Source organism: Nocardiopsis sp. EMB25, from assembly GCF_026797795.1.
GTDB classification, from domain to species: Bacteria; Actinomycetota; Actinomycetes; order Streptosporangiales; family Streptosporangiaceae; genus Nocardiopsis; species Nocardiopsis lucentensis.
In genome coordinates, this window is sequence record NZ_JAMTDN010000001.1 from 6,186,594 (window position 1) to 6,205,393 (window position 18,800).

Here is an 18,800-nt window from a genome sequence, read left to right on the forward strand (position 1 = left end):
TGCGTAAGGCACTCACGGGTAGGGGGTAGCTGATGGCAACGCTGACGGCGGAGCAGAAGAGGGCACAGAGCAAGGCCCGCTACGACGCCTTCCTGGCGGCCTGTCCCAGTCGCAAGCTGCTCGACCGCATCTCCGACAAATGGGCCACGCTGATCCTGTGCGCACTGGGTGGCGGCGGCTCACACCAGCCAGGTTCCGAAGGTCCCGGCGAGCCGCGGTCGATGCGCTACTCCGAACTGTCGCGCCAACTGGTCGGCGTCAGCCAGAAGATGCTCACCCAGACGCTGCGCTCCTTGGAACGTGACGGTCTCCTCACCCGCACCGTGACACCGACCGTGCCCGTCACGGTCACCTACGAGCTGACCGAGCTCGGTCTCTCCCTGCACCAGGCGGTGCGCGTCATCAAGACCTGGGCCGAGACGCACATGGACGAGGTGCTCACCAACCGCGAAGCGCACGACGCCCGCGTCACCTGAACCAGGAAGGGGTGGGATGCCACCCCGGGGACGGGGCCGCGGACGACCGAAGGCCCGGGAGGGGCTCTCCCCCTCCCGGGCCGGTCCGTGTCCGTCATGACTCCAGGGAGAGAAGGAACCTCTTCCGCTCCAAGCCGCCCGCGTAGCCGGTGAGGGACCCGTCGGCCCCGATCACCCGGTGGCACGGCACGATGATGCTGATCGGGTTGCGCCCGTTGGCCATCCCCACCGCACGGGAGGCGGTCGGGCGGCCCAGCTCCTCCGCCAGCTGACCGTAGGAGGCGGTCTCCCCGTACGGGATCGTGGTCAGCGCGGCCCACACCGCCAACTGCCAGTCCGTTCCCGCGGGGGACAACGGGAGGTCGAACTCCCGCAGGTCGCCCGCGAAGTAGGCCCCCAACTGGTTGATCGCCTCCTTGAAGGCGGCCTGGTCCCTGGTCCAGCTCTCCGGAACGGTCCGCGACCGGGTCCACACCCCGCTGAGGGACTCGGTGTCGCCGAACAGGGTCAGCTCGCCGATGGGCGAGTCCATCAGGGCGAAGCGGGTCGGTCCCGTGGCCGTCCGGAACTCCTTCCTCGGCATCCGAGGCGGCTCCTTCGGGTCCGGTACTTCCAGGTTCAGTGGCAACGCCTGCTGGTTCATGCTGTGTCCGTTCTCGCCCACAGGAGGTGCGTGGCGTAGGACCGCCACGGACTCCATTGTTCCGGTGTGGTCTGCTCGCCGCGCAGTCCCTGGCGGACCCCGAGGTCTCCGTCGAGGAAGACGTCCGGGTCGCCCAGGCCGCGCATGCGGATGTAGCTCGCGGTCCACGGGCCGATGCCGCGGAGCGCCAGCAGGTCCTTCTCGGTCCGCTCCCGGTCACAACCGGGGCCGAGGTCGACCTCGCCGCTGGCGATCGCCGCGCAGAGCCCGACCAGGGCGTGCCCCCGTGACACGGGGATGGACAGGTCGGTCGGGTCCGCGGCCGCCAGCACCGCCGGGGCCGGGAAGAGGTGGGTCAGTCCGCCCCCCGTGTCCTCCAGCCCCTCGGGCAACGGCTCGCCGAACCTCTCGACCAGCCGTCCGGCCAGCGTTCGGGCCGCCCGGACGGAGACCTGCTGCCCCAGTACCGCGCGGACGGCCAGCTCGGCCGGGTCCACGTGCCCGGGGGAGCGGATCCCCGGGTACGCGGTCACGGTCGGGCCGAGAACAGGGTCGGCCCGCAGGGCCTCGAGTATCGCGCGCGGGTCGGCGTCCAGATCCAGCAGCAGCCGGCACCGCCGGACGGCGCTCATCAGGTCGCTCGGCTCGGACAGCCGGAGCCGGCACACGACGTGCCCCCTCCCCGGGGACAGTTCGACGATGCCGGGGCCGTGGGGGAGGGCCAGCGTACGGCGGTACGCGCCGTCCCGGAACTCCTCCACCCCCGGCACCGCGCGGTCGCCGAGGAACCGCAGCATCCGGTCGAGGTCGATCGGTTCCCGGTAGGGCAGTCGGAGGGTGAGTGATCCCTCCGGCGCCGGGCCGCCCGCGCGCATCTCGCTCGGGCTCCGGTCGAAGACCGCGCGCATGGTCTCGTTGAACTGGCGGATGCTGGAGAAGCCCGACGCGAAGGCCACGTCGGCCAACGGCATGTCGGTGGTCTCCACGAGGATGCGGGCGGTCTGCGCGCGCTCGGTCCTGGCCAGAGCCAGGGCCCCCGCCCCCAGCTCAGCGGTCAGCAGCCGGTTGAGTTGACGTTCGCTGTAGCCGACCGCCGCCGCCAGGGCACCGACCCCGCCCCGGTCCACCGCGCCGTCCTGGATGAGTCGCATCGCGCGCCCCACGACGTCGGCCCGCAGGTTCCACTCGGGCGAACCCGGGGTCCGGTCGGGGCGGCAGCGCTTGCACGCCCGGAAGCCGGACTCCTGGGCAGCGGCGGCTGACGGGAAGAAGCGCGTGTTCTCCCGCTTCGGGGTCACCGCCGGACAGCTGGGGCGGCAGTAGATACCGGTCGTGCGCACCGCTGTGTAGAACACCCCGTCGAAGCGGGCGTCGCGGCTGTGCACGGCGCGGTAGCGCTGGTCGTCGTCCATGGATCCATACTCACCGACGTGCCGGACCCCGGGCTGGCGGTTTTCGGACGTTCAGCTCCCCTGCTCCCCGTGCTCCCTGAGGTACTCGACGTAGACGGGGCGCAGCGCCTCCTGGACTTTCGGGTCCGTCTCCACGGACAGGGCCTCGTACAGGAATCCGGACGCCTGCGCGACGCTGGCCTCGCTCGCCTCCATGTTGCCCGCGACCGCCTCGGCCGCCGGGATGAGACCGAGCAGGCGCCAGAAGAAACGCACGTCCCACCGCTTGCGCGCGAGTTCCACGGCGCGGTCCCGCAGGTCGTCGGTGCTGATCTGTTCGAAGTTCTCCCCCATGCGGGCAAGATACCCCTGAGCACGGTGTCCACCCCTGGGTTACGCTTCTCACGAGAGGGGTGCGCCATGACAAGGGTCGTCGTCGCCAAGCCTGGTCTGGACGGGCACGATCGCGGGGTCAAGATCGTCGCCCGCGTGTTACGCGACGCCGGGGTCGAGGTGATCTACACCGGGCTGCGGCAGACCCCTGAGATGATCGTGGCCGCCGCGCTCCAGGAGGACGCCGACGCGATCGGTCTGTCCGTGCTCTCCGGCGCCCACATGACCATCTTCGCCCGTGTCATGGAGCTGCTCCGCGAGAACGACGCGACCGACATCCGGGTCTTCGGCGGGGGCATCATCCCCGACGCCGACATCGAGGAGCTGGAGCGGATGGGGGTCGCCAAGATCTTCACGCCCGGTGCGCCGACCGCCGAGATCGCCGACTGGGTGCGGGAGAACGTGCGTCCGGCCACCGCGCACGGGTGACCTTCGTCGCATCGCACAACGGGTGAAACCGTCCCGTCTGGTGTGATTGGAGGTGTCTCTGGTCACACGAATTCCCATCGGGGGCGGCGCGCAACGCCGTATGCGTGGTGATCGAGCCGGAACGGCCCTGGACAACACGCCCCCGGTGTCCGTCGCCCGGATGCCGGGCGACTAAGCTTTGCGCATGTCGCGGGTGGCAACTCCGCGGCGTTCTCGATCTTCTGTAGCGGCTCAGCCCACGAGGCTGCGCGTCGTGTGACACATGATCAGTGGGTCACAGCCGATCCGGACGAGGCCACCCCGGCAGACACTCTTGAGCCAGCGAGTTACAAGGACGGACCCTCGTGGACCTGTTCGAATACCAGGCGAAGCAACTCTTCGCAGAGTACGGGGTTCCCGTACCCCAGGGGAAGGTGGCGAGCACGGCCGCTGAGGCACGTGCCATCGCTGAGGAGTTCGCCGCCGCCGGTAAGCCGCGCGTCGTCGTCAAGGCGCAGGTCAAGACCGGTGGCCGCGGCAAGGCTGGCGGTGTGAAGGTCGCCGAGGGCCCCGAGGACGCCCAGGCCAAGGCCGAGCAGATCCTCGGAATGGACATCAAGGGCCACACGGTCCACCGCGTCCTGGTCGAGGAAGCCTCCGACATCGCGGAGGAGTACTACTTCTCCTTCCTGCTGGACCGTGCGAACCGCACCTTCCTGTCGATCTGCTCCGCCGAGGGAGGCGTGGAGATCGAGGAGGTCGCGGTCTCCAACCCCGACGCGGTCGCCAAGATCGCCGTCAACCCGCTGACCGGCGCTCCCGCCGACGTCGCCGCGGAGATCGTCAAGGCGGGCAAGCTCCCGCAGGCCGCCGCGGAAGGCGCCGCCGAGGTCATCACCAAGCTGTGGGACGCCTTCGTCGGCAAGGACGCGAACCTCGTCGAGGTCAACCCGCTCATCCTCACCAAGGACGGCCGTGTCGTCGCCCTCGACGGCAAGGTGACCCTGGACGAGAACGCCGAGTTCCGCCAGGACCTGGAGAGCCTCACCTTCCCGGAGGAGGGTGACCCGCTCGAGGTCGCCGCCAAGGCGAAGGGCCTCAACTACGTCAAGCTCGACGGCGAGGTCGGCATCATCGGCAACGGCGCGGGCCTGGTCATGTCCACCCTGGACGTGGTCGCCTACGCCGGCGAGGCGCACGGCAACGTCAAGCCCGCCAACTTCCTCGACATCGGCGGCGGGGCGTCCGCCGAGGTCATGGCCAACGGCCTGGAGATCATCCTCGGCGACCCGGCGGTCAAGAGCGTGTTCGTCAACGTCTTCGGCGGCATCACCGCCTGCGACGCCGTCGCCAACGGCATCGTCCAGGCCCTGGAGATGCTGGAGGGCCGCGGCGAGGACGTCTCCAAGCCGCTCGTCGTCCGCCTGGACGGCAACAACGCCGAGCTGGGCCGCGACATCCTCACCAAGCGCGCCCACCCGGCCGTGCGACAGGTCGACACGATGGACGGCGCCGCCGCTCAGGCCGCCGAGCTCGCGGCGAAGTAGGGGAACGGACACCATGGCTATCTTCCTGAACAAGGACAGCAAGGTGCTGGTCCAGGGCATGACCGGCTCTGAGGGCACCAAGCACACCCGCCGCATGCTCGCGTCGGGCACCAACATCGTCGGTGGCGTGAACCCGCGCAAGGCCGGGCAGAGCGTCGACTTCGACGGCACCGAGGTTCCCGTCTTTGGCTCGGTCGCCGAGGGCATGGAGGCCACCGGCGCCGACGTCACCGTCATCTTCGTCCCGCCGAAGTTCTGCAAGGACGCGGTCATCGAGGCGATCGACGCCGAGATCGGCCTCGCGGTCGTCATCACCGAGGGCATCCCGGTCCACGACACCGCCGTGTTCTGGGCCCACGCGGGCGCCAAGGGCAACAAGACGCGGATCATCGGCCCCAACTGCCCGGGTCTGATCACGCCGGGGCAGTCCAACGCGGGCATCATCCCGGCCGACATCACCAAGCCGGGCCGCATCGGGCTGGTGTCCAAGTCCGGGACGCTGACCTACCAGATGATGTACGAGCTGCGTGACATCGGCTTCTCCTCGGCCGTGGGCATCGGTGGCGACCCGATCATCGGGACCACGCACATCGACGCGCTCGCCGCCTTCGAGGCCGACCCCGACACCGACGCGATCGTCATGATCGGTGAGATCGGTGGTGACGCCGAGGAGCGCGCCGCCGACTTCATCAAGGACAACGTGTCCAAGCCGGTCGTCGGCTACGTGGCCGGGTTCACCGCCCCCGAAGGCAAGACCATGGGCCACGCGGGTGCGATCGTGTCGGGTTCCTCCGGCACCGCGGCCGCGAAGAAGGAGGCCCTGGAGGCCGTCGGCGTGAAGGTCGGCAAGACCCCCAGCGAGACCGCCAAGCTGGTGCGCGAGCTGTTCTAGGACACCGCGCCGTGCCGGCCCCGTCCCCCGTGTGGGGGCGGGGCCGTTCTCCTATCCGCCCTCGATCTCGCCGCGGTCGCCACCGAGTCCGCGCCGCTGCTTCCTGGCACGGACGCCGCGTGTGGTGGCCACCGCCAGGCCGGGCACCATGACCAGGGCGAAGAAGGCCAGCCAGCCGACGATGGCGTAGACGTTGCCGCTGGCGATCGCGGGCATGCCCCACATCGCGAAGAGGAGCCCACCCCAGATCAGCAGTGCGGTCGGACGGGGTCCCCCGCGCTCGTCGCCGCTCGGGGCCGTGGGCGCACTCGGGGCCCGGGCCGCCGGTTCGGCGGGCGCCGCGTCGGCCGACGGGCGTTCCGGGTCCGTGAGCGTCGCGGGGTGCAGGCGCGGCGGGAGATCCGCGAAGAGCGGGGCCAGGTCGGCGGTGGTGACCGCGTGCAGGGCCGTGTTCGAGCGGGACTCGTGCTCCTCCAGGTCCAAACGCCCCTCCGAGAGCGCCGTCCGCAGCAGGTTCAGGGCGTCGTCGCGTTCGTCGTCGGACAGTCGGTAGCCGTGGTCGGGGCCGCTCATGGGTGTTTCCTTCGGAAGGTGTGACGGGGGTGGCCCGCTTCTCACGTTAGGACGTCGTCTGTCGCCGTCGGGTTCCGGTTCGCCCGTGCGTCGGCTCGGCGGGCGGGTCACACGCCACCGCCTCCGCCCCCGCCACCGCCTCCGCCCCCATCGCCTCCTCCGCCCCCGTCGCCGCCTCCTCCGCCACCGGACCAACCCCCTCCGGCGCCACCATCGCCCGCTCGGCCACCGTGACCGGACCGACGGCCGGACCGGACGCCGACCCAGACGATCCCGGCGAAGTTGAGGACCGCGCACAGCATCAGGATCGGAGCCCAGGTGAACATGGCGAGGGGATGGGTGGCGGCGACCACGAGGAAGGCTCCGACCGACAGGGCGAATCCGACGAAGGGCAGCGTGGTGGGTACCGTGCCCTTCCTCAGGAACGCGGGACGGAATCGCCGGGGGAGGTCGTCGAAGATCGGGAACAGGTCGGAGACGGTGGTCGCGTGCAGGACCGCCTCCGTGCGGGTCTCGTGCTGGGTCGTGATCAGCCATCCGGCCGAGCGTGCCGTCCGCAGCGCTTCCAGGGCCTCGTCGCGTTGGTCGTGGGAGAGGGGGCGGGTCATGGGAGTGCTCGCCTCCGGGGATGTCGGGTGTGTCTCGTCTCCCATGGTGGGACGAAGGTGCGGGGCGTAGGGTTGGCTCGCCCACGACACGCGACGCCGGGATACCACGGAGCATTCCGGTCCCTGGCAGCATAAGTCGGGTGAGTACGCCAGGATCTCCCCCTGACCGAGGCCGGAAGCGGCCGAGCGGCACACCGGTCGACGCGCCCCGTCACCCCTCACCCGGGCCGCGGCCGCTCTACCCGACCGGCGGGATCGCCGCCGCCACCGCCGCGGGCATCGGCCTCGCCGTGATCGTCACGTTGACCATCGTCGGGTGGGTGGCCGCGCCGCACTCGCCCTTCGGCGAGGAGGTCGTCGAACTCCTCCAGGGGGCCGTGCTGGCGTGGTTGGTGAGCCACCACGTGTCCTTCGCGATCGAGGGCGGGCAGTTCGGACTGCTACCGATCGGGCTCGTCCTGATTCCGGCCCTGCTCCTGTACCGGTCGGGCCGATGGTTGGCGCGCAGCTGCGAGATCGGCCGGTTGCGGCACGTCTACCGGGCGGCGTTGGCGATCGCCGGGCCCTACGCGGCGATCGCGGGCACGCTCGCCCTGCTGGCGCGTACCGACACCATGGAGCCCAGCATGCCGCGTGCGCTGGTGATGGGCTTCGTCATCGCGTTCCTGGCCGGGGGGCTGGGGTCGCTGCGCCAGATGATGCGGGACCGCGATGTGGCGGTCGGCGCGCTGCTGGGCCTCATGCCGGGCCGTGCGCGCTCCCTGCTCGTGGGGATGGGCGCCGCCACCGGCTCTCTGCTGCTGGGCGGTCTGCTGCTGTTCCTCGCCGCACTGGCGGTGAACCTGCCCGAGGCGGTGGACGCGACCCGCGCGCTCGCCCCCGGGTTGGTCGGGGGGACACTGCTCCTGCTCGTGCAGATCGCCTATCTGCCCAACGCGATCGTGTTCGCGGTCTGCTACGCCCTGGGACCGGGGTTCACGATGGGGGAGGCGACCATCGTGGCGCCCACGGGTGTGTCCGTCGGGGCGCTGCCGATGTTTCCCATGCTGGCGGCCCTGCCGACGAACGGCGCCGCGCCCGTGGCGTCGCTCGCGGCGCTGGCCGTCCCGTTCGTGGCGGGCGCGGTCGGCGGGGTGCTGACCCAGCGCAGCGCACCGGACGTGGTCAGCGAGGCGGCGCCGCTGTGGGGGTTCGTGTGCGGGGTGACCACGGGCATGGTCTGCGCGGCCCTGGGGGAGCTCGCGGGCGGTTCCCTGGGCGCGGAGCGGCTCACCGACATCGGCCCCTCGTCCTGGCAGGTGGGGCTCGTCGCCGCTCTGGAGGTCGGGGTGGCCGCGGCGATCGCGGCCTGGATCGCCAACTGGTGGTACACGCGCAGGATGCGTCTGGCCTTCGCGGCGGCCGCCGAGGCCCCGGTGAAGGAGGAGCCCGGGAAGGAGGCTGAGGCGGAGCTGCCCGAGCCCGTGCCGGTGGGCGAGGGGTTGGCGACGGTGACGCCGCTGCGCCCGCGGGAGGACGACGAGGACGGGGCCGAACAGCGGGAGCCGTCCGAGGCCGAGCGCTTCGCCGAACGCCAGCGCGTGCGGGAGCGGGCCAGGGAGGAGAAGAGGGCGGAGCGCGCCGCGCGTAAGGAGGCCCGAGCGGAGCTGCGCGTCCAGCGTAGGGAGGAGCGGCGGGCCCAGAAGGCGCAGAAGCGCCGGAGCCGCCGCGAGGACGGGGACGCGGAGTCCGAGGAGATGTACGGGATCAGCTACGAGGCCGACCCCGAGGAGGTCGACGCACCCTGATCCGCCCGGGGTCGGGAGCACCCCCGTGCGCGGCTGCCCGTGCGCCCCTGGACGAACCACGGGGCCGTTCGGGAGGACGAGCGGTGCCCCCGTCCTACGACCCCCGCCACCGCCTCGCGCCGTCCGGTCCCCAAGACGCGACCGGCCCCGCCGCACGCGGCGGGGCCGGTCAGGTCAGCCCTTGGCGACGGTCTTCTCGACCGGCTCGAAGATCGCGTTGACCAGCTCGGTGCACCACGCCAGCAGTTCCAGGTCGCGCAGCGGCTTGCCGCCGATCCCGCCGGCCTTGGGCACCGGGACGAGTAGCGTCTTGGTCGCCTCCTTGCGCACGGACTTGGGGTACATCCGGCGCAGCCGCAGCTCCTGCGACTCGCGTAGTTCCACGGGGGCGAACCGGATCTGGTTGCCCTGCATGACCACGTCGGACAGGCCCGCCGACTTGGCCAGCACCCGGAACCGCGCCACCGCCATCAGGTTGTCCACCGGTTCGGGCGGGGTGCCGTACCGGTCGGTGAGCTCCTCGTAGGCGGCGAGGATGTCCTCCTCGCTGGTGACGCTGGCGATGCGCTTGTAGGACTGCAGGCGCAGCCGTTCGCCCGGCACGTAGTCGTGCGGGATGTGCGCGTTGATGGGCAGCTCGACCCTGGTCTCGACCTCCTCGGCGGCGCCCTGGTCGCCCTTGAGCTCGGCGACCGCCTCACCGACCATGCGCACGTACAGGTCGAAGCCGACTCCGGCGATGGTCCCGGACTGTTCGGCGCCCAGGATGTTGCCCGCGCCGCGGATCTCCAGGTCCTTCATCGCCACGTACATGCCCGCGCCGGTCTCGGTGTGCTGGGCGACCGTGGCCAGGCGCTCGTAGGCGGTCTCGGTGAGCGGTCGCTCCGGCGGGTACAGGAAGTAGGCGTAGGCGCGTTCCCGGCCCCGACCGACCCGGCCGCGCAGCTGGTGCAGCTGGGACAGGCCGTAGGTGTCGGCGCGGTCGATGATGAGGGTGTTGGCGTTGGGTACGTCCAGGCCGGACTCGACGATGGTCGTGGAGACCAGGACGTCGAAGTTCTTCTCCCAGAAGTCGACCATCACCTTCTCGAGCTGCTGTTCGTTCATCTGGCCGTGCGCGTAGGCCACCCGGGCCTCGGGGACCAGGCGCTGGATGGCCGCGGCCATCTTGTCGATCGAGGCGACGCGGTTGTGCACGAAGAACACCTGTCCCTCGCGCATGAGCTCGCGGCGGATCGCGGCGGTGATCTGCTTGTCCTCGTAGGGCCCGACGAAGGTGAGCACGGGGTGGCGCTCCTCCGGCGGGGTGAGGATGGTGGTCATCTCCCGGATACCGGTCAGGCCCATCTCCAGGGTGCGCGGAATGGGTGTGGCGGACATGGCGAGCACGTCCACCTGGGTGCGCAGCCGCTTGAGCGACTCCTTGTGCTCCACGCCGAAGCGCTGTTCCTCGTCGATGATGACCAGGCCCAGGTCCTTGAACCGGGTCTCGGCGGACAGCAGCCGGTGTGTGCCGATGACGACGTCGACCTCGCCGTTGCGCAGTCCCTCCCGGGTCAGCTCCACCTCGGCGTCGGTCTGGAACCGCGACATCGGCTTGACCGTGACCGGGAAGGAGGCGTACCGCTCGGTGAAGGTGGACAGGTGCTGCTGGACCAGCAGGGTGGTGGGTACGAGCAGGGCGACCTGTTTGCCCTCCTGTACCGCCTTGAACGCGGCGCGCACGGCGACCTCGGTCTTGCCGTATCCGACGTCGCCGCAGATCAGCCGGTCCATCGGGACCGATCGCGACATGTCCTTCTTGACCTCGTCGATCGCGGCGAGCTGGTCGGGCGTCTCGACGTAGGGGAAGGCGTCCTCCAGCTCCCGTTGCCAGGGGGTGTCCGGCCCGAACGCGTGGCCGGGGGAGGCCTGGCGGGCGGAGTACAGGCGGATCAGGTCCCCGGCGATCTCGCGGACGACCTTGCGGGCCCGGCTCTTGGCCTTGCTCCACTCGGCGCCGCCCATCTTGGACAGTGTCGGCGCCTCACCGCCGACGTACCGGGTCACCTCGCCCAGCTGCTCGGTGGGTACGAACAGGCGGTCGCCCGGTTGGCCGCGTTTGGAGGGCGCGTACTCGATGAGCAGGTAGTCGCGGGTGGCTCCCTGGATCTGGCGGCTGACCATCTCCAGGTAGCGGCCCACACCGTGCTGTTCGTGCACGACGTAGTCGCCGGGCTTGAGCTGGAGCGGGTCGACCGTGCCCCGCCGCCTGCTCGGCATCTTGCGCATGTCGCGGGTGGAGGACTTCTGCCCGACCAGGTCGGTCTCGGTGAGGACGACGGTGCGCACCGACCTGAGCAGGAACCCGTGGTCGACCAGGCCGGTGGTCACGGTGGCCACGGCCGGGGCCGGGGCCTCGGCCAGGTCGGAGGCCAGGGTGGCGCCCAGTCCGGCGTCGCGCAGCATGGCCACGAGTCGCTCCGCGGGGCCGTGGCCCTGGGTGACCAGGACGACGCTCCAGTTGTCGTGCAGCCAGCCCTTGACGTCGGCCAGGGCGCGCTCGGTGTCGCCGCGGTAGGACTCGGCGGGGACCGCGCCCACGACGACGGCGTGGTCCTCCTCGGCGGCGCCCTCCCCGTCGGCCCCGAACGGGGTCAGCCCCCACCAGGGCAGCCCCAGTTCGCTGGCGCTCGCGCGTAGGTCGGCGATGGACATGTAGGCCGACTCGCCCAGGTCGATGGGGGCCTCACCGCCGGAGGCGGCGTTGATCCAGGAGGCGTCCAGGAACTCGGCGCTGGTCGCCTCCAGCTCCAGGGCGCGGGTGCGGATGCGTTCGGGGTCGCAGCCGACCACGAGGGCGCCCTCGGGCAGGTAGCGGAAGAACGGTTCCATGCGGTCGGCGAGCACGGGCGCGAACGCCTCCATGCCCTCGACGGTGACGCCGTCGGCGATCTTGGTGAGGATCTCGGCCAGGGAGGGGTGCTCGGCGGCCAGGGCCCGGGCGCGTTCGCGGACGGTGTCGGTGAGCAGCAGTTCCCGGCACGGCGGGGCGAACAGGCCGGCCGCGGCGTCGGTGCCCGGCCCGTCGGTGCCCTCGCGCGGTTGGATGGAGCGCTGGTCGGCGACCTGGAAGTAGCGGATGTCCTCGACGGTGTCGCCCCAGAACTCCAGCCGCAGCGGGTGTTCCTCGGTGGGCGGGAAGACGTCCAGGATGCCGCCGCGCACCGCCATGTCGCCGCGCTTCTCGACCAGGTCGACGCGGGCGTAGCCGGTCATGGTGAGGTTGTCGACCACCTCCTCCAGGGGCACCTCGTCACCCGGTCGGACGCGCACCGGCTCCAGGTCGCCCAGGCCGCCGACGAGCGGTTGGAGGACGCTGCGCACCGGAGCCACGACCACCCGCAGTGGGGCGGTCAGGGGGTCGGAGGGGTCGGGGTGGGCGAGGCGGCGCAGGACGGCCAGGCGCTGGCCGACGGTGTCCGACCGCGGGGACAGCCGTTCGTGGGGGAGGGTCTCCCAGGCGGGGAAGTGCGCGACCGCGTCGGCGGGCAGCAGTGAGCCCAGGGCGTCGGTGAGGTCGGTGGCCTCCCGCTCGGTGGCGGTGATCGCCAGGACCGGCCGGGCCGCGCCCACGGGCGCGTCGGCGGCCAGCGCGCCCACCATGAAGGGGCGCAGCGCCGCCGGGGCGATGAGGTCGGTGTGGGGATCGCGGCCGCCGCGGGCGGCCTCGATCGCGCTGTGCAGTGCCGGGTCCTTGCAGACGTCGGCGAGAAGTCCAATGAGGCTCATAGCACCAGGAGCGAGAGATGGGAGTGGTCCGGATCAGGCGGTGGTCGCGGCCTGCACGGTGGAGGGCGGCCGTGTCGTGGACGGCAGCCCGGTCCCCATCAGCCTAGCGACTCCGTCGGCTTCGCGCGGTCGGCTGTGGACGGCGGTCCCCCGCGCCCACCCTCGGGGCCGCTCCGGTCGGACGAGGCGGTACACAGGGAGTCAAACTCGCGATGAGCTGGTCCTATTCCGGGTTGGGCGGATCGACGCCGAGGCTGTGACCGGGCCCGGCATACGCTGGACGCGACGCGGACCGTGGACAGGAGAGGGAGCGTGTGGTGAGTGGCAACGGGTGGGGACGCACCCCGGGCGGGGGATCCGGCCGGCCGGAGGCACGGGTGTTGACCCCGGACCAGGACGAGCTCGCGCACCTGGAGCTGATCCTCAACGGCGCCTGTCCGCTGCCCGGCTTCATGACCAGGGAGCAGGCCGCGTCGGTGGACAGTGACGGGCGGTCGCCCGGCGGAGCCTGGCCGGTTCCGGTCACCCTGACGGTTCCCGAGCACCTGGCCGACGCGGAGCGGCTGGTCCTGGCCGACCCGGAGGGCTTCCCCCTGGCGGAGCTGACGGTGACCGAGCGGTGGGAGTCGTCGGCCCCCGACCACGGGGAGGGGCGGGTCGAACGCCGCCACGTGGCCGGTGACGTGGCGCTGGCCAACCCGCCCATGGGAGGTGTGCTGCGCAAGCTGCGCGTTCCCCCGGCGGAGGTGCGCGGTCAGCGCGAACTCAGCCCCGACCACCCACTCCTGGCCGTGGTCACCGACCGGCCGCTGCACCACCGCGCCCTCCACCAGATCCGTGACCGGGCCAAGGCGCTGGGCCACGCCGACGTGCTGGTGATGGTCGACGCCCCGCTGGAGGACGAGGGGCTGGCCCCGGCCGTGCTCGCGGCCGAGCCGCTGCTGTCCGCGCACACACGGTTCGTCGTGTGCACGCTGCCGCGTTCGGCGGCGCGTTCCGAGGGGCCCCTCGGCGGGCGGTGGGGAGCCCGGGACGTGGCCATGGCCGGGCACGTGGCCGCCGCTTACGGAGCCACGCACATGATGGTGGAGGCGGGCCCGGCGGGCGCCGACGTCGAGGGCGCCAAGGCACTGGAGCCGCCGGTCGCCCTGGTGGCCCCGGAACCGTGGAGCTATGACACGGCCAGCGCGATGTGGCGGCCCTCGGAGGAGGTGCCCGAGGAGGCGCGCCGCGCCGAACCCGACGACGCCGAGGTCGCGGCCGAGCTGGCGCACGGCCGTGAGCTCGCCGCCTGGTTCACCCCGGCCCGGGTGGGCGCGGAGCTGGCCCGGCTGCGTCCGGCGCGGACCCGGCGGGGGCTGACCCTGCTGTTCACCGGTCTGTCCGGGTCGGGCAAGTCGACGATCGCGCAGCGGGTCCGTGAGGGCATCAACCGCGCGGGTCGTACGGTGACGTTGCTCGACGGCGACGTGGTCCGGCTCATGTTGTCCAAGGGCCTGACCTTCTCGCGTGAGGACCGCGAGATGAACGTCCGCCGCATCGGCTACGTGGCCTCCGAGATCACCCGGCACGGCGGGGTCGCCGTGTGCGCTCCGATCGCCCCCTACGCGCGGAGCCGGGCCGAGGTGCGGGCCATGGTGGAGGAGTACGGCGACTTCTTCCTCGTCCACGTGGCCACCCCGCTGGAGGTGTGTGAGGAGCGGGACCGCAAGGGCCTGTACGCCAAGGCGCGGGCGGGGGAGATCCCCGAGTTCACCGGTGTCTCGGATCCCTACGAGGAACCGACCGACGCCGACATGGTCATCCACACGGTGGGTGAGGACCCGCACGAGTCGGCCGCGCGGGTGCTGGCCGCGCTGCGCGAGGGTGGCTGGCTGCCGGACAAGGACAGGTAGGAGACGGCGATGCACGAGACCCGTGACGGCGGCGGACACCACGGGGGCCCGGGGGAGGCGCGCTCCGGGGACGCGGGGCCGGCGCCGGGGCACCGGCTTGCGCGCCTGGTCGAGGTGATGGCCACCCTGCGCAGGGAGTGCCCCTGGGACCGCGGCCAGACGCACGAGTCGCTGGCCAAGTACCTGATCCAGGAGGCCTACGAGACCCTGGAGATCATCGAGGAGGGGGATCCGTCCCTGCTGCCGGAGGAGCTCGGGGACGTCCTGCTCCAGGTGGTCTTCCACGCGGCGATCGCCGCTGAGCGCTCCGAGGGGGATCCGGCGCGTTTCACCGTGGACGACGTCGCCGACGCCATCATCGACAAGATGACCCGCCGCCACCCGCACGTGTTCGGCGGGGTGGAGGTGTCCGGCGCCGACGAGGTCAAGAGCAACTGGGAGGCGATCAAGGCCGCCGAGCGCAGGGAGAAGGCCAGGGCGAGGGGGCACGAGGGCGAGGGCTCGGTCCTGGACGGTGTGCCCTTCGCCCAGCCCGCGGTGCTGCTGTCGGAGGAGTTGCAGCGGCGGGCGGTGCGCAACGGCGTCCCGGCCGATCTGGTCGTCGACGACGGCGGAGCGGGCGGTGAGCTGTTCGCGGCCGTGGCGGCCGAGCGTGAGCGGGGCCGTGACGCCGAGGGCGACCTGCGGGCGGCGGCGCGGCGGTTCGACGCCCGTGTGCGCGCGGCCGAGGCGCTGGCCGGGGCGGACGGCCGTGACCCCCGGGAGCTGTCCGAGGCCGAGTGGCGGCGGTACTGGCACCGGGCCGGTGATGTCCAGGAGGGGTAGGGGCGCGGGGTGTGTCCGACGGACATATCCCGGTGCCGGAAAGCGGGTGGAACGAGGCTTGACCCGCATGTGACGCATGGCACACAGTGCTCCGGTGTGGGCGCACCCCCGGGCCCGGACTCCCCCGTTCTCCCGGGCCGGGGACGCCCGACGATGGGAGCGTCATGCGTCGATTCGGAAACGTCCTCGCCGCGTTCAGCACCCGCTGGGTGCCGGACGCCTTCGTGTTCGCGGTCTTCCTGTCCGTCCTCGTCTTCGGCCTGGCCCTGGGCCTGACCGACCGCACCCCGCTCGAACTGGTCGGTGACTGGTACGGCGGGTTCTGGAATCTCCTCCAGTTCGGCATGCAGATGACTCTGGTGCTGGTCACCGGGTACGCGCTCGCCTCCTCGCCGCCGGCGGGACGGGCGATCCGCTGGGTGGCGGGCCGCACGCGCGGCCCGCTCTCCGCGGTCGCGGTCACCGCGCTGGGCGCCGCCCTGCTGGGCACGCTGCACTGGGGGCTGGGCCTGATCGCGGGTGCCCTGCTGGCCGTGGAGGTCGCGCGCTCCTGCCGGGAGCGCGGCGTTCGGGTGCACTTCCCGCTCGTGGCGGCGGGCGGCTACGTCGGCCTCATGGTCTGGCACAGCGGTCTGTCCGGGTCGGCGCCGCTGCTGGTCAACACCCCGGGGCACTTCCTGGAGGAGCAGGTCGGGCTGATTCCGCTCACCGAGACCATCCTCCAACCGTTCAACCTGGTCTTCCTCGCGGCCATGCTGATCGGGGCGCCGCTGCTCTTGATGAGCATGCACCCGAGGTCGCGGGACAGCGAGGAGATCGAGGCCGACGCCGACGCTGACGGCGGCGCCTCCGGTGCCGGTGGCGCGGCCGGGGGCGGCACGGGCGGGGCGGCCACCGCGACCGCGGTCCGGGAGCTGTCCCCCGCGCAGCGCCTGATGCACAGCCGCCTGCTGGTCTACCTGGTGGTGGCCGTGGGGCTGGTGTACCTGGTGCCCGCGCTCGTCAGGGGTGGTGTCGTGGGCATGGACATCAACCTGCTCAACTTCACCTTCCTCATCGCGGGACTGGGGCTGCACGGCACCTTGGCGGGCTACTCCGCGGCCGCGGCGGAGGGGGCGCGCAACGCCTCCGCCGTGATCATCCAGTTCCCCTTCTACGCGGGGATCATGGGCATGATGGCGAGCTCCGGGCTGCTGGCGGTCGTCACCGAGGCCTTCGTCTCCTTCGCGACGCCGTTCAGCTACCCGTTCTGGGCCATGACCAGCGCCGCCCTGGTCAACTTCGCGGTGCCCTCCGGCGGGGGCCAGTGGGCGGTGCAGGGGCCCGTGGTCATCGGGGCCACGGAGTCCCTGGGCATCGACCCGGGGGTCGGCGTCATGGCGGTGGCGATGGGCGACCAGCTCACCAACGGCATCCAACCGTTCTGGGCGCTGCCCTTGCTCGCGCTGACCAGACTGCGGGCGGGCAGCGTCCTGGGCTATTCGGCGGTGGTGATGTTCTTCGGTTTCGTCGTCGCCTCGCTGTGCATCACGTTCCTCACCTGATCCGGACGGGCCGCCGTCCCCCGCGGGGCGGCGGCTCACCCCTCGTCCCGGCGCGGGCGGCGCGGCACCCGGCGCACGTCGATGATCTCGGTCGAGGCGTCGCCCGGGGCGAGGCCCTCACTGAAGGTCGCCTGAGGGCGCCGGGCGTGTTCACTGATCACCAGCCACAGTCCGATGATCACCCAGTTGGCCATCAGCGCCGATCCGCCCGCCGACAGGAACGGCGTGGTCATCCCGGTGAGCGGGATGACCAGGGTGGCGCCGCCCAGGACGATGAACACGTTGAAGGCGAGGAGGAAGGCGTAGCCCAGCGCGGTGAGCTTGAGGAACACGTCGCGGCAGGCCAGCGCGATCCGGAAGCCGCGTTCGGCGAGCAGGAACAGCAGGACCAGAACGGCCATGAGTCCGGTCAGCCCCAGTTTCTCGCCGACCGACACCAGGACGAGGTCGCTGTCGGCGGCGAAGACCTCCTGGGCGAAGCCCTCGTGGAAGCCCGTGCCGAGCACGCCGCCGTTGGCCAGCGCGAACATGCCCTCGACCACCTGGAAGCTGCCCCCCGGACGTCCGTAGACCTCGGGGTCGAAGGCGTTGAGCCAGATCTCCACGCGGTTGCGTACGTGCCCGAACAGCAGGTAGGCGACGTAGGCCCCGGCGGAGAAGGCGATGAGTCCGATGGCCACCCATGACTTGCGGCCGGTCGCGGCGTACAGCACGGCGAGGAAGGTGCCGAAGAGCAGCAGCGACGTGCCCAGGTCCCGGGTGCCGACCAGGAGCAGGATCGCCATTCCCCAGCCCACCGCCATGGGGGCCAGGTCCCGGGCGCGCGGGACGCTGAACACCTTGACCCGGCCGACCTTGACCGTGTGGGTCACCAGGGACATCACGGTGCGCTGTCGCCCCAGGTAGGAGGCGAGGAAGATGACGAGCAGGACCTTGGCGAACTCCGAGGGCTGCATGGTGAACGGTCCGATCCCGATCCACCGGCGCGCCCCCAGCACCTCGATCCCCAGGGGTGAGAGCGGCAGCAGGAGCAGCAGCAGGGCCGCCACGGCGATGACGTAGGTGTACATGGTGAGGCGGCGCGGTCGGCGCACCAGGACGATCGTGGCTCCGCACAGCACCGTTCCCGCCACGGTCCACAACAGCTGCCGGTCGGTGTCGCCGTGCCCCGGTTCGGCCTTGGCCATCTGGAGCGCCCAGATCATGGTGAGGCCGAGTGCGTTGAGGACCGTGGCCACCGGCAGGAGCACGGGGTCGGCGTAGGGGGCGAGGAACCGCATGAGGACGTGCAGGGCGACCGCGCACGCGCTGACCACGACGATGGCGAGGGTGACGGACGGGTCGACCTCCCCGGTGAGCGCGAGTGAGGCGGCGACCAGCCCGGACGCGCCGGCCACCAGCGCGGGGACGAGCAGGCGCAGCTCCGCCGATCTCTGGCGGACGGGCGCGAACGCCAGGTCGGAGCCGTTCGTCTCTGCCTCGGGGTTGCCCATGTCGTCGTGCCGTCCCGCCGTCCACGTGAGGGGCGGGGCGCCCGTCGGAGCGCCCGCGCCCGGCCGGAAGAGGGGAGGTTCGTCGTGTTCTCGCACTATAGGCACACGCGTTGTCGGATGGGCGTAAGGCGTGCCGGAACGGTGGCGGGCCGCGGCGTACCTCAGACGGAGGCGGGCGCGTCGAGCGGCCGGCCGGTCTCCCAGCCCGCGCCGGAGAAGTGCTCGCGCGGCATGCGCCGTTGTTTCTCGGGGGTCGCGCGGTCGATGCCCGTGTCCTCGTCCGAGGGCAGGCCGAACAGCGCCTGTGCGAGCTCCCCGCGCGGTGAGTGGCACAGGGCGGTGAGGCCGCGCGCCGTCCTCCGCCCCGACATGGACGCGCGCTCCCGGGGGGACCACGCCGTCACGTGCGCGCTGGCGGCACTGGAGGCGGGGGCGGCGCCCGCCGAGGATGTGGAGTAGACCAATCCGGCCGGGTGGGCGCGCGGCGCCGGGGGCGGGGTCGCTACCCTCGTGTCGGGTCCAGAACCAGTGGTCCGACCAACCAAGATACGGAG

Annotated in this window: 16 protein-coding genes; 8 read left to right on the forward strand and 8 right to left on the reverse strand. The window is 71.8% G+C overall.

Annotated elements, in window-relative coordinates; translation table 11 throughout:
• The first annotated feature begins 32 nt into the window (after positions 1 to 32).
• The gene (locus KIK06_RS27605; RefSeq protein WP_017598030.1) at positions 33 to 476 is read left to right on the forward strand and encodes a winged helix-turn-helix transcriptional regulator; all 444 of its coding nucleotides are present in this window, start codon (positions 33 to 35) and stop codon (positions 474 to 476) included.
• A 94-nt stretch (positions 477 to 570) separates the two neighbouring features.
• On the opposite strand, the gene KIK06_RS27610 is transcribed toward KIK06_RS27605, so the two are convergent.
• From KIK06_RS27610 to KIK06_RS27620, 3 genes are read right to left on the reverse strand one after another with little or no spacing between them, the layout of a single operon-like run.
• Complete coding sequence (locus KIK06_RS27610) at positions 571 to 1,059, reverse strand: methylated-DNA--[protein]-cysteine S-methyltransferase (RefSeq protein ID WP_268645654.1); 489 nt, start codon at positions 1,057 to 1,059, stop codon at positions 571 to 573.
• A 56-nt stretch (positions 1,060 to 1,115) separates the two neighbouring features.
• The gene (locus tag KIK06_RS27615) at positions 1,116 to 2,531 is read right to left on the reverse strand and encodes an AlkA N-terminal domain-containing protein (protein WP_268645655.1); all 1,416 of its coding nucleotides are present in this window, start codon (positions 2,529 to 2,531) and stop codon (positions 1,116 to 1,118) included.
• A 51-nt stretch (positions 2,532 to 2,582) separates the two neighbouring features.
• Positions 2,583 to 2,864, reverse strand: coding sequence for a hypothetical protein (locus KIK06_RS27620; RefSeq protein WP_017598033.1), 282 nt, complete (start codon positions 2,862 to 2,864; stop codon positions 2,583 to 2,585).
• Between the two features lie 66 nt (positions 2,865 to 2,930).
• On the opposite strand from KIK06_RS27620, the gene KIK06_RS27625 reads away from it, so the two are divergent.
• The 3 genes from KIK06_RS27625 to sucD all read left to right on the forward strand — a co-directional run bounded on the left by KIK06_RS27625 (position 2,931) and on the right by sucD (position 5,750).
• The gene (locus KIK06_RS27625) at positions 2,931 to 3,332 is read left to right on the forward strand and encodes a cobalamin B12-binding domain-containing protein (protein WP_017598034.1); all 402 of its coding nucleotides are present in this window, start codon (positions 2,931 to 2,933) and stop codon (positions 3,330 to 3,332) included.
• A gap of 344 nt (positions 3,333 to 3,676) precedes the next feature.
• The gene (gene sucC / locus KIK06_RS27630; RefSeq protein WP_017598035.1) at positions 3,677 to 4,858 is read left to right on the forward strand and encodes an ADP-forming succinate--CoA ligase subunit beta; all 1,182 of its coding nucleotides are present in this window, start codon (positions 3,677 to 3,679) and stop codon (positions 4,856 to 4,858) included.
• A 13-nt stretch (positions 4,859 to 4,871) separates the two neighbouring features.
• Entirely contained in the window at positions 4,872 to 5,750 is an 879-nt protein-coding gene (gene sucD / locus KIK06_RS27635) for a succinate--CoA ligase subunit alpha (RefSeq protein ID WP_017598036.1), read from the forward strand.
• A gap of 51 nt (positions 5,751 to 5,801) precedes the next feature.
• On the opposite strand, the gene KIK06_RS27640 is transcribed toward sucD, so the two are convergent.
• Both KIK06_RS27640 and KIK06_RS27645 read right to left on the reverse strand, forming a co-directional pair.
• Positions 5,802 to 6,323, reverse strand: a complete 522-nt coding sequence (locus KIK06_RS27640) for a DUF1707 SHOCT-like domain-containing protein (RefSeq protein WP_268645656.1) — start codon at positions 6,321 to 6,323, stop codon at positions 5,802 to 5,804.
• A 107-nt stretch (positions 6,324 to 6,430) separates the two neighbouring features.
• A complete protein-coding gene (locus KIK06_RS27645) occupies positions 6,431 to 6,931 on the reverse strand; it encodes a DUF1707 SHOCT-like domain-containing protein (protein WP_268645657.1) in 501 nt (166 codons plus the stop codon).
• 140 nt (positions 6,932 to 7,071) lie between these two features.
• On the opposite strand from KIK06_RS27645, the gene KIK06_RS27650 reads away from it, so the two are divergent.
• Positions 7,072 to 8,718 (forward strand): cell division protein PerM, encoded by a 1,647-nt coding sequence (locus tag KIK06_RS27650; protein WP_442789806.1) that lies wholly within the window; start codon positions 7,072 to 7,074, stop codon positions 8,716 to 8,718.
• 174 nt (positions 8,719 to 8,892) lie between these two features.
• Here KIK06_RS27650 and mfd read toward each other — a convergent pair whose 3' ends face one another.
• On the reverse strand, positions 8,893 to 12,489 hold the full coding sequence (gene mfd, locus KIK06_RS27655; protein ID WP_268645658.1) for a transcription-repair coupling factor: 3,597 nt from the start codon (positions 12,487 to 12,489) through the stop codon (positions 8,893 to 8,895).
• A 314-nt stretch (positions 12,490 to 12,803) separates the two neighbouring features.
• Between mfd and cysC the strand changes: the two genes are divergently transcribed.
• The 3 genes from cysC to KIK06_RS27670 all read left to right on the forward strand — a co-directional run bounded on the left by cysC (position 12,804) and on the right by KIK06_RS27670 (position 16,753).
• Positions 12,804 to 14,384, forward strand: a complete 1,581-nt coding sequence (gene cysC, locus KIK06_RS27660; RefSeq protein WP_268645659.1) for an adenylyl-sulfate kinase — start codon at positions 12,804 to 12,806, stop codon at positions 14,382 to 14,384.
• A gap of 9 nt (positions 14,385 to 14,393) precedes the next feature.
• On the forward strand, positions 14,394 to 15,209 hold the full coding sequence (locus tag KIK06_RS27665; protein ID WP_268645660.1) for a MazG family protein: 816 nt from the start codon (positions 14,394 to 14,396) through the stop codon (positions 15,207 to 15,209).
• 164 nt (positions 15,210 to 15,373) lie between these two features.
• Positions 15,374 to 16,753 carry a short-chain fatty acid transporter gene (locus KIK06_RS27670; protein ID WP_268645661.1) on the forward strand — a complete coding sequence of 460 codons (1,380 nt, stop codon included), beginning with the start codon at positions 15,374 to 15,376 and terminating at the stop codon, positions 16,751 to 16,753.
• A 35-nt stretch (positions 16,754 to 16,788) separates the two neighbouring features.
• Here the strand turns inward: KIK06_RS27670 and KIK06_RS27675 are convergent, their stop codons facing one another.
• Both KIK06_RS27675 and KIK06_RS27680 read right to left on the reverse strand, forming a co-directional pair.
• A complete protein-coding gene (locus tag KIK06_RS27675) occupies positions 16,789 to 18,246 on the reverse strand; it encodes an FtsW/RodA/SpoVE family cell cycle protein (RefSeq protein WP_268646223.1) in 1,458 nt (485 codons plus the stop codon).
• 161 nt (positions 18,247 to 18,407) lie between these two features.
• The gene (locus KIK06_RS27680; protein ID WP_268645662.1) at positions 18,408 to 18,710 is read right to left on the reverse strand and encodes a hypothetical protein; all 303 of its coding nucleotides are present in this window, start codon (positions 18,708 to 18,710) and stop codon (positions 18,408 to 18,410) included.
• Positions 18,711 to 18,800: the final 90 nt, after the last annotated feature.

Bases quoted from the DNA above. Each gene is read 5' to 3' on its own strand.
- KIK06_RS27605 (WP_017598030.1), top strand. From the start codon at position 33: ATGGCAACGCTGACGGCGGAGCAGAAGAGGGCACAGAGCAAGGCCCGC.
- KIK06_RS27610 (WP_268645654.1), bottom strand. From the start codon at position 1,059: ATGCCGAGGAAGGAGTTCCGGACGGCCACGGGACCGACCCGCTTCGCC.
- KIK06_RS27615 (WP_268645655.1), bottom strand. From the start codon at position 2,531: ATGGACGACGACCAGCGCTACCGCGCCGTGCACAGCCGCGACGCCCGC.
- KIK06_RS27620 (WP_017598033.1), bottom strand. From the start codon at position 2,864: ATGGGGGAGAACTTCGAACAGATCAGCACCGACGACCTGCGGGACCGC.
- KIK06_RS27625 (WP_017598034.1), top strand. From the start codon at position 2,931: ATGACAAGGGTCGTCGTCGCCAAGCCTGGTCTGGACGGGCACGATCGC.
- sucD (WP_017598036.1), top strand. From the start codon at position 4,872: ATGGCTATCTTCCTGAACAAGGACAGCAAGGTGCTGGTCCAGGGCATG.
- KIK06_RS27640 (WP_268645656.1), bottom strand. From the start codon at position 6,323: ATGAGCGGCCCCGACCACGGCTACCGACTGTCCGACGACGAACGCGAC.
- KIK06_RS27645 (WP_268645657.1), bottom strand. From the start codon at position 6,931: ATGACCCGCCCCCTCTCCCACGACCAACGCGACGAGGCCCTGGAAGCG.
- mfd (WP_268645658.1), bottom strand. From the start codon at position 12,489: ATGAGCCTCATTGGACTTCTCGCCGACGTCTGCAAGGACCCGGCACTG.
- KIK06_RS27665 (WP_268645660.1), top strand. From the start codon at position 14,394: ATGCACGAGACCCGTGACGGCGGCGGACACCACGGGGGCCCGGGGGAG.
- KIK06_RS27670 (WP_268645661.1), top strand. From the start codon at position 15,374: ATGCGTCGATTCGGAAACGTCCTCGCCGCGTTCAGCACCCGCTGGGTG.
- KIK06_RS27675 (WP_268646223.1), bottom strand. From the start codon at position 18,246: ATGGGCAACCCCGAGGCAGAGACGAACGGCTCCGACCTGGCGTTCGCG.